General features: G+C 66.8%; 6 protein-coding genes and 2 pseudogenes. 2 read left to right on the top strand and 6 right to left on the bottom strand.

Features of this window, described 5'->3' with window-relative positions:
* From AWC08_RS38085 to iniR, 5 genes and pseudogenes are all read right to left on the bottom strand, one after another.
* Positions 1–260: PGRS repeat-containing protein (locus AWC08_RS38085; RefSeq protein ID WP_336442430.1), on the bottom strand; the 260-nt coding region annotated here is incomplete at its 3' end.
* Between the two features lie 90 nt (positions 261–350).
* Positions 351–569 (bottom strand): annotated as a pseudogene (locus AWC08_RS38080) (PE family protein); the annotation flags it as partial.
* A 121-nt stretch (positions 570–690) separates the two neighbouring features.
* Positions 691–1980 (bottom strand): pyridoxal phosphate-dependent aminotransferase, encoded by a 1290-nt coding sequence (locus AWC08_RS10265; protein ID WP_065135067.1) that lies wholly within the window; start codon positions 1978–1980, stop codon positions 691–693.
* A 30-nt stretch (positions 1981–2010) separates the two neighbouring features.
* Positions 2011–5082 carry a (Fe-S)-binding protein gene (locus AWC08_RS10260; RefSeq protein WP_069435287.1) on the bottom strand — a complete coding sequence of 1024 codons (3072 nt, stop codon included), beginning with the start codon at positions 5080–5082 and terminating at the stop codon, positions 2011–2013.
* A gap of 168 nt (positions 5083–5250) precedes the next feature.
* Positions 5251–7647, bottom strand: coding sequence for an isoniazid response ATPase/transcriptional regulator IniR (iniR, locus tag AWC08_RS10255; protein WP_232008126.1), 2397 nt, complete (start codon positions 7645–7647; stop codon positions 5251–5253).
* Between the two features lie 210 nt (positions 7648–7857).
* On the opposite strand from iniR, the gene AWC08_RS10250 reads away from it, so the two are divergent.
* Positions 7858–8427, top strand: coding sequence for an Rv0340 family IniB-related protein (locus AWC08_RS10250; RefSeq protein WP_065135069.1), 570 nt, complete (start codon positions 7858–7860; stop codon positions 8425–8427).
* Between the two features lie 277 nt (positions 8428–8704).
* Positions 8705–8845: pseudogene (locus tag AWC08_RS38075) on the top strand (IniB N-terminal domain-containing protein); the annotation flags it as partial.
* A gap of 24 nt (positions 8846–8869) precedes the next feature.
* Here AWC08_RS38075 and AWC08_RS38070 read toward each other — a convergent pair.
* Positions 8870–9729: hypothetical protein (locus AWC08_RS38070; RefSeq protein WP_244906490.1), on the bottom strand; the 860-nt coding region annotated here is incomplete at its 5' end.

The raw sequence follows: 9729 nt of genomic DNA, 5'->3' as shown, positions 1-9729 counted from the left end.
CCGGTTCCCCCGGCTCCGCCCGCCCCACCGATCCCCGTCGTGGAGGCACCGCCGGCGCCGCCGGTTCCGCCGGCGCCAAACAGGATTCCGCCGGCCCCGCCGTTGCCGCCGTTGAGGCCCGGCGCCCCGCTGCCGCCTGCCCCGCCATTGCCGAACAAGAGCCCGCCGTCGCCGCCGTTTGCTCCGGTGCCCGGGGCCCCGTTGGCGCCGTTGCCGATCAGCGGGCGCCCCAACAAAGCCTGGGTGGGCGCATTGACCACGTCGAGAAGTGGCTGCAAGGGTGCCGCACCGGCGGCCTCCGCACTGGCGTAGGCGTTCGCGCCCGCTGTCAGCGTGGCCTCGAACTGGGCCTGAAACGCTGCCGCCTGGGCGCTCAATGCCTGATAGGCCTGCCCATGTGCACCGAACAATGCGGCGATGGCCGCCGACACGTCGTCGGCACCCGCCGCCAGCACGCCCATCGTCGGGGCAGCGGCGGCAGCACTGGCCTCGCTGAGTGACGAACCGATATTCGCCAGATCTGTCGCCGCCGCCGCTACGATCTCCGGCGGCACCACCACATAGTTCATCGCTCACAACCCCGAGGTCATCGTTGACAAAGTGGATACGAGCGTCGCGCACACGTGAATTCGCAGCTAGGGCATTTCGCCCCTACTGAAAGCGCCTAAAGGCCGTAGGTTGTCCCGCGTCTCACTGCCGATAGCTGGTCAGGAAGTTGCCCAGCCGCTCGATGGCCTTGGCGAGATCACGCGCCCACGGCAACGTCACGATGCGCAGGTGATCCGGCTCCGGCCAGTTGAACCCGGTGCCCTGGGTGACCAGAATCTTTTCCTGCAGCAGCAGGTCGAGGACGAGTTGTTCGTCGTCGGTGATGTCATAGACCTCGGGGTCCAGGCGGGGGAACGCGTACAGCGCGCCTTCCGGTTTGGTGCACGAGACGCCGGGTATTTCGTTGAGCTTGTTCCAGGCGACGTCGCGCTGTTCGAGCAGACGGCCGCCGGGCAGCACCAGGTCCTCGATGCTTTGATGGCCGCCGAGCGCCACCTGAATTGCGTGCTGTGCCGGTACATTTGGGCACAATCGCATGTTGGCCAGCAGGCTGATCCCCTCGATGAAGCTGCTGGCGTGGTCCTTGGGCCCGGTGATCGCCAGCCAGCCGGCCCGGTATCCGGCGACCCGATACGCCTTCGACAGACCGTTGAAGGTCAGGCACAACATGTCGGGTGCCAGCGATGCGACGTTGATGTGCTTGGCATCGTCGTACAGGATCTTGTCGTAGATTTCGTCGGCGAGCAGGAGCAGCTGGTGCTTGCGCGCCAAAGCGACCATCTCGGTGAGGATTTCGCGGCTGTACACCGCACCCGTCGGGTTGTTCGGGTTGATCACCACCAGTGCCTTGGTGCGCTCGGTGATCTTGGATTCAAGGTCGGCGATGTCGGGCTGCCAGCCTTGGGTCTCGTCGCACAGGTAGTGCACCGGCGTGCCGCCCGCAAGTGAGGTCGACGCCGTCCAGAGCGGGTAGTCCGGGGCGGGGATCAATACCTGGTCGCCATTGTCGAGCAACGCCTGCAGGGTCATCGTGATGAGCTCGGATACCCCGTTGCCCAGATAGACGTCGTCCACGTCGAACCGGGGGAAACCCTCGACGAGTTCGTAGCGGGTGACCACTGCGCGACGCGCCGGCAGGATGCCTTTGGAGTCGGAGTAACCCTGCGCATAGGGCAGCGCCTGGATCATGTCGCGCATGATCACATCCGGTGCCTCGAAGCCGAACGGCGCCGGGTTGCCGATGTTCAGCTTGAGGATGCGGTGCCCTTCGGCCTCCAGCCGTGCGGCGTGCTGGTGTACCGGCCCGCGGATTTCGTACAGAACGTCCTGCAGCTTGGACGACTGCGCGAACACCCGCTGCCGGTGGTGGCCGGAGGTGTGCGCGGGCAGCTGGTGAGTAGTCACGTCAACCATGGTCCCATCGCTGTCCACCGATATTTGCTGTTCGGTGCGAAACCGTGATCAGCGCTTACCCGGCGGGCGTGCACCCTTGGCCAGTCCCAGGCCCTTGACCGGCGCGGCAGGTGCGGCCGGGGGACTGGCGTCACCGTTGGTGTCCGCGGGTTCCGACTTTGCCTCGGCGGGCTCCGGCTCCGGCTCGGATGCGGCGGGTGCGGCGGGCTCGGCAGGCGCGGCTGGCGCCGCAGGGGCGGCAGGGGCGGCAGGGGCGGCAGGGGCGCTCTTCTTGGCACCGGGCCGCTTGGCCCCGGCCGCGATACCGAGCCCCTTCACGGGCGCCGCGGGCTTGGCCGGCTCGGCCTTCTCAGCCTCGGGCGCGGGTGCCTCGCCTCCCCCGACTGCCGCGCTTTCCGTCGGGGCTTCGGGCTTCGCTGGGCCAGGGCGGGCTGCGGTCTTTTCTCCGGGACGCTTGGCTCCCGCGGCCAGACCAAGACCCTTCACGGGTGCGGCGGGCCTCGGCGGCTCGCCTTCCTTGGGTTCGGACGCGGTAGCCGCCGCCGACTCAGCTGGTGCGGCGGGAGCCTTCTTGGCGCCGGGGCGCTTGGCGCCGGCGGCCATGCCCAGTCCCTTGGTGGGCGCGGCCGGCGCGGCGGCTTCCTCCGTAGCCGGCGAGGCGGCAGCTTGCGGCGCCTTCTTGGCGCCCGGGCGCTTGGCGCCACCCGCTATGCCGAGACCCTTGGCCGGCGCCGCGGGCGTCGCCGCCGCGGGCTTTTCGGCAGGCGCGGCAGGCTCCGCTGCCGGCGCTTCGGCGGGTGCCTCGGCAGGAGCAGCCGCGGCGGCTTTCGGCTTGGCCTTCTCCACCTTGGCGGCCCGCTCTTCGGCTTCCTTTGCGGCCGTGCCCTTTTCGGGCAGCTTCACGCTGTCGCGGTCGAGCGAGGCGAGCAACACCTGGGCCACGTCGAGCACCTCGACACCGCTGCGGCCGGCTTCTTCCTGGCGGTCATTGACGCCGTCGGTGACCATCACCCGGCAGAACGGGCACGCCACCGCGACGGTGGCCGCGTTGGTGGCCAGCGCCTCGTCGACGCGTTCGTGGTTGATGCGCTTGCCGATGTGCTCTTCCATCCACATGCGTGCGCCACCGGCACCGCAGCAGAAGCTGCGCTCGGCGTGGCGCGGCATTTCGGTGAGCTTGGCGCCCGCGGCACCGATCAGCTCACGCGGTGCCTCGTACACCTTGTTGTGACGGCCCAGGTAGCACGGGTCGTGGTAGGTGATGTCCTGAGAAACGGAGTTCACCGGGACCAGCTTGTTGTCGCGCACCAGCCGGTTCAGCAGCTGGGTGTGGTGCAGCACCGTGTAGTTGCTGCCGAGCTGGCGGTACTCCTTGCCGAGGGTGTTGAAGCAGTGCGGGCAGGTGACGACGATCTTGCGGTCGACGGTCTCCACCCCTTCGAATAGCCCGTCCAGGGTCTCGACGGCCTGCTGAGCCAGCTGCTGGAACAAGAACTCGTTGCCCGAGCGCCGCGCGGAATCGCCATTGCAGGTCTCGCCGGTGCCCAGGACCAGGTACTTGACTCCGGCGATGGAAAGCAGCTCCGCGACGGCCTTGGTGGTCTTTTTCGCCTTATCGTCGTAGGCGCCGGCGCAACCCACCCAGAACAGGTACTCGTAGCCGTCGAAGCTCTCGACGTCTTCGCCGTAGACCGGGACGTCGAAGTCGACCTCGTCGATCCAGGCGGTGCGGTCAGAGGCGTTCTGGCCCCACGGGTTGCCCTTGTTCTCGAGGTTCTTGAACAGCACCGAAAGCTCCGAGGGGAACTCCGACTCCATCATCACCTGGTAGCGGCGCATATCGACGATGTGGTCGACGTGCTCGATGTCGACCGGACACTGCTCCACGCAGGCGCCGCAGGTCACGCAGGACCACAACACGTCTGGGTCGATCACGCCGCCCTGCTCGGCGGTACCGACCAGCGGACGAGTCGCCTGCTCAGGCCCGGAGCCCATGATGCGGCCGAAGCCGGATTCAGGAACGTGGTGCTCCTCGGCGTGCTTCTCCCCGCGGAGTTCCTCGCCGAGACCACCTTCCGGTGTGTTCTCGAGTGGGCTTTGCTTCTCGCCAAGTATGTAGGGCGCCTTGGCCATCCAATGGTCACGCAGGTCCATGATGACGAGCTTCGGAGACAGCGGCTTGCCGGTGTTCCACGCTGGGCATTGCGATTGGCATCGCCCGCACTCGGTACAGGTGGCGAAGTCGAGCATGCCTTTCCAGGTGAAGTCCTCGATCTTGCCGCGGCCGAATTCGGCGTCGTCCGGCGGGTTTTCGAAGTCGATCGGCTTGCCGTCGGCCTCCAGCGGCAGCAGCGGGCCCAATCCGTCGGGCAGTCGCTTGAAGGTCACGTTGATGGGCGCCAGGAAGATGTGCAAGTGCTTGGAGTGCAGCACGATCAGCAGGAAGGACAACATCACGCCGATATGCAGCAGCAGCGCGACGGTCTCGATGATCTCGTTGGTGTGCGGGCCGAGCCCGGACAGCAGGTTGCCCATGGCGTGGGAGAAGAATGCGCCGTTGCCGTAAGGGAATTCGTCACCGAGCGCGTTGACCGACGCACCGCGGAAGATGGCGTAAGTCCAGATGACGTTGAAGATCATGAACAGAATCAGCCACGCACCGCCGGTGTGTGAACCGTAGAACCGGGACTGGCGCCCGTATTCCTTGGGCTCGGTTCGCAACCGGATGATGGCGAACGCGACGATGCCGCTCAGGACGGCCAGGGCGAAGAAGTCCTGCAGGGCGCCCAGGGCGTCCCAATGCCCGATGAAGGGTAGGGCGAAGTCTGGCTTGAAAAGCACCCCGTAGGCCTCGATGTAGACCGTGAGCAGGATGAAAAAGCCCCACATGGTGAAGAAGTGGGCGACACCGGGGACCGACCACTTGAGCAGCTTGCGCTGACCGAACACCTCAGACACCTGCGCCCAGACACGCTTGCCGATGTCATCGGTGCGTCCGCTTGCCGGCTGCCCGGACGTGACCAGCTTGTACAACCACCAGACTCGTTTGAGGGCAAGCAAGATCACGACCGCGGTCATGCCCATGCCCAGGACGAGCCGGATGAGGGTCTGCGTGGTCACCGAAGGCCACCTCGATTCATCGTCATTCAGATGCCGTGGGGCGCGGATGCGCCTTTGCTAGTCAACTTGCTCATACTGACATCTTTGTGGGATTCGCCGCGAGATAGGCAAACCTAAGTTTGCGCAGATCACCAGCCCACCGGAGTGCGGTGTGATCAGGCGTACACCTCAGCTTTGCGGAGCCAGCATCGCGCGCAGCATCGACAGCATCTCCGAGCGTGAGCCGGCGCCGAGCCTGCGGCGGATTCGCGCGACGTGATGCTCGACGGTTTTTGCCGAGATGAACAGTTGGCCGCCGATATCGCGGTAGGGCATGCCCAGCAGTAGTAGTTCGGCGACTTCACGTTCGCGGTCAGACAACGGTGTTCCCGATGTTGGCTGGCGTGGCGCCGGCGCAGCGGGTTCTCCTTGTCCCTCGCCGCTGGGCGCTTCGGCGAAACCCGTGCCGACCTTGAGGTCGCGGGCGAGCTGCAGCATGGCGCCGGATACCCGGGGGTCGGATGTCTGCAGCGCTGCCTGACCCGCGAGCCGGGTGGCGTCGGAGGTCAACCCGACATGTGTCAACGACCGCGCCGCCGCACCGACCTCGCCGGCGTCCACCTGTCCGGCAAGCACTTTCAGCCACGTTCGTCCGGCAACCGAAAGCGCCTGGGCGAGGGTACTTTGCGCGGCTGCTGCGCTGAGGGCCTGTCCGTGCGGTGCGACGGAGTCCGGAGAGTTGGCCAGGATTCCGGCGTGCACACCCGCCCAGTGCAGCGGTATCGACCACAGCGGCGGGTTTCCCAGCGAGTTGAGCAGCGCGAACGCCTGATCCAGGGCGTGGTGCAGCTGATCAACCTGGCGCATGCGGGCGGCCGCGACCCACAGCTCGCCCAGCGGCAGCAGCGCGAAGAGGTCCAAGGAGTACTCCGCGAGCACCTCGACGGCTGCGTACCAGTGCTTTTGCAGCCCGCCGGTGTCGCCGCTGCGTCGGGCGATCGCGGTCTGCAGGGCGGCGGCCCACAGCGCGTCTCGGCGGTGCAGGTGTACCCCCGAGACAGCGGTGACGTCTGCGCCGGCCGACGGCAGTTGGCCGTCTTGCATCTTGATCCAGCCGCAGAGCAGCAGGTGTCGGTGTTTGAACAGCATCTCGGTGTCCGCGCGCACCGCGCGCCCAATCACACTGTGCGCCCGCACCGGGTCCCCGCCGTGTATTGCGGCGAGGGTGACGAGCGCGGCCGGGCTGTCCGGGAATGCCTCGCCGATCGGCTGTTCCACCGCGATGGACCCGCTGAGCTTCGCCATTGCAGCCGGGTAAGGCTGATCCATGGTCAGCAGCAGGCCTTCGGCCAGGCTGCGGGATGCGCGAGCGGTAGTCGTCGGGGGGCCTGAGTCCTTGAGTCGCACGGCGGCCTGGGCCGTCGCAAGGTCACCCGTCGCAGCAAGCACGATCGCACCTGCCGCGGCCACCACGGAATCCGGATACGGACCGAGCCAGCCGAACAACTCGGCCGCCTGCGTGGAGTTGCCGTCGTGCGTCGCGACGCTGGCTGCTATCCGCACTGCCGCGGCGCGTTCGGTGAAATCCTGGGAGCCGAGCAAACTGTCGGCCAACGCCGCGGCAGCTGAACAGTCGCCGCTGAGGGCGAGCGCATCAGCCAAACGCGGTGTCAAGCCGGAGGCGCCGGTCTGGACCGCTGCCCGGTAGAACCGCGCGGCTTGGGCTGCGTCGCCACGGATTTCGGCGGCGTGGCGGGAGAGGATGGCGCTTAGTCGCTCGTCACAAAGACCGTGTTCGGCCAGTCGTAGCGCGAATTCCGCTGAGACGGTTGCGATGTCGAGTTGGGAACGCAGCAGCGAGGTTTCGACTTCTCGATGGTGAGCGTTCCCGAGGATCTGAGCGACGCTTTCATGAACAAGTTGTAGAAACCCGGCGGGGTAGGACGGCTCGACGAGCCCGCTGGCGTGCGCCCGATCGACCAGAACCCGGGCGTCGATCATCGAAATACCAAGAGCCGCAGCGACATCGGTGGCACCCAGTGCGTGGGTCAGCGACATGAGAAGCAGGGTGTCCAGATCGGGCTCGTCGATTCGGCGCAGCCGCTCGATGAGTGCGAGCTTCGCCGACTGCGATTGACCGCCTCGTGACTTAGCGTGCACGAGAAACGGCAGACCCGCGGTGTAGTCGAGTTGATGTTCGGGGACCGGCAATGGGCCCAGCGTTATCCGAGGTCTTTCCCTCGCGATCGCCGTGGACAGGGAACGTAGCGCCCCGCGCTGCTCATGGGGTTCGGCCGCGACCACGATGGTGGCGCGGGTGTCGCCGACGCGTTCGGTGAGCTTGAGGAGCTCGTCGTCGGTGAGCAGGTGCGCCTCGTCGACCACGAATGCCGTCTCGGGCGGATCGTCGTGGCGTGGCGGCCGGGTCAGCACCGGCACGCCCGCATGGAGCAGGCTGTCGCGGACCGCGGCCAGGAAAGTCGTCTTGCCGGTGCCGATGCCACCGACGATCATCGCCTTGGCCGGGGCCGCCGCGGCGTTGGCGAGATTGCCGAGGACATCGCGGGCAGCACGCGGGAATTCCAAGCGCCAACCCCCTGTGCACCTACGATCGATCACCAGTGGCTCGTCCACCATAGCCGTTTCGGCCCCGTAACCCGATCATTCCCCTAACGCGTCACCCCCTAATGGGCGTTGGGGCTGGTCGGGGTTCGCACCGAACACCGGTGTCAGCTCACCGGATAGCATCGTGCTAGTGCTGGATTTCTGCGGGCTCGACCTACAGGGAGATAGGTAATGGCCAATTCGTTGCTCGACTTCGTGATCTCGCTTGTGCGGGATCCGGAGGCTGCAGCGCGCTATGCCGCCAACCCCGCCCAGGCCATCGCTGATGCGCACCTTACGGACGTGACCAGCGTCGATGTCAACAATCTGATCCCGATGGTTTCGGACTCGCTGTCAATGGCCGGGCCCACCGGTGCGGTTGCCGGCATGCCCGTCGCCGATCCCGGCAATGTGTGGGCGAGCGGGGCGGCCACCGCGGCTTTCGATGCCTTCACGCCGCATACGCCGGCTGCGTCGGTGTCCCAGCACGGGGCGATCAGTGGCCTTGGGGGTGTTATCAATCAGCCCGCGGCACACCTGCCGGTCGACACGCCCGCCGGTCCTCCTCCGGTCCAGATCGGCCACCCTGAGCAGTCTGGGCTGGTCACGGGTGGCGGAATGCCCGAGATCGCGTTCGATCATGGGGGCTTCCCGGCCAGCGACCCTGGACTATGGGACCACTCGGTGATTCATCCGGACGCGCATCCGCACGATGCACCGCCCGATCACCACGGCTTCGGCATGCACGGCGTGCAGGGCTGATCTTCTTTCTTTACCGACCTGTCTGGCGTCTGAGACGACCGCGGACTAGTGTTTGACGTGCAGAAATGCTGTAAGCGGGGGTGGTTTCAGCATGGGATGGGGGGTCCCACTTTTCCCCTAATCCCCTAACGAGGCAGCCCCGACTATCCCGGTGGGTGGTCCCCCGGTTAAGGGAACTGACCCCGATTTGGGGGGGTCGCGGAATCCATACCGTTTACGACAGAGCGCCGGTCACTTCGGCGAACAACTTCACGGTTTCGATTGAAGGGAAAAGAAGATGACCTCGCTAGTGGACTACATCCTGAGCCTGTTCCGTAGTGAAGAGGCGGCGCAATCTTTTGTCGCTGCTCCCGGGCAGGCGATGACCAACGCCGGACTGATCAACGTTTCCCCTGCTGAGGTCTCGTCGGCAGTGGCCAGCGCAGTCCCCGGGGTCGCCGTCTCATCCGAGGACCCGATCGGAGCGTTGCAGCAGGCGGTAGCTGATCAGCACGGTCTCGCGATCCCGTCGTCGGATGCGGATGTTGTATCCAGTCTCGTCGCGCAGGACGCGGGGCCAATCATCAGCAACGCTGGACTGGTCGCGAATGATGCCGGCAGTGTCGCGACTGACGCGGGTCTGATCGCCGCCGATGCGGGCGTGGGATTGGCCGGTGCGGCTGCGGCTGACGTCGGGGCGGGTCTCGCGACCGGTCTGAACGCAGGGTTGGTTGGGCAGACAGGGCTGGGCGCGCAGCCCGGTGTCGTCGCGCCCGCTCCCGGTTTGGCGTTCATCGAGCCGACTGGTGGTGTGGGCGCCGGAGTTGGTGTCGGAGCCCAGGCCGGTCTCGAGGTTGGGTTGGGTGTGCAAGCGGGGGTCGGAGCCGGACTGGGCGCCGGTGTCGGAACCGGCGTGGGTGTGGGTGCGCAGGCCGGCGTCGGCTTCGGGCTGCAAGCCGAGATTGAAGCTCAGGGCGGCGTGATCGGTGGCATCGGCGGGGGAGCTGGTGTGGGCCTCGGCGGCGGGATTGGCGGCCAGGCCGGCATCGGACTCGGTGGTCAGGTCGGTGCCGGCGTCGGTGGCGCAATCGGTGGCGGGCTGGGCGGCGCGGTTGGCGTTGGCGGTCAGGTCGGCGGCGCGGTTGGTGTTGGTGGTCAGGTTGGTGGTGCGATCGGTGGTCAGGCCGGTGGCGCCATTGGTGGTGGCATCGGTGGTCAGGTCGGTGGCGGGCTGGGCGGCGCGGTTGGCGTTGGTGGTCAGGTCGGCGGCGCGGTTGGTGTTGGTGGTCAGGTTGGTGGTGCGATCGGTGGTCAGGCCGGTGG

This window comes from Mycobacterium gordonae (assembly GCF_002101675.1).
GTDB lineage: Bacteria > Actinomycetota > Actinomycetes > Mycobacteriales > Mycobacteriaceae > Mycobacterium > Mycobacterium gordonae.
This window is presented reverse-complemented; position numbering and strand designations above follow the sequence as displayed.

Bases quoted from the DNA above. Each gene is read 5' to 3' on its own strand.
- AWC08_RS10250 (WP_065135069.1), top strand. From the start codon at position 7,858: ATGGCCAATTCGTTGCTCGACTTCGTGATCTCGCTTGTGCGGGATCCG.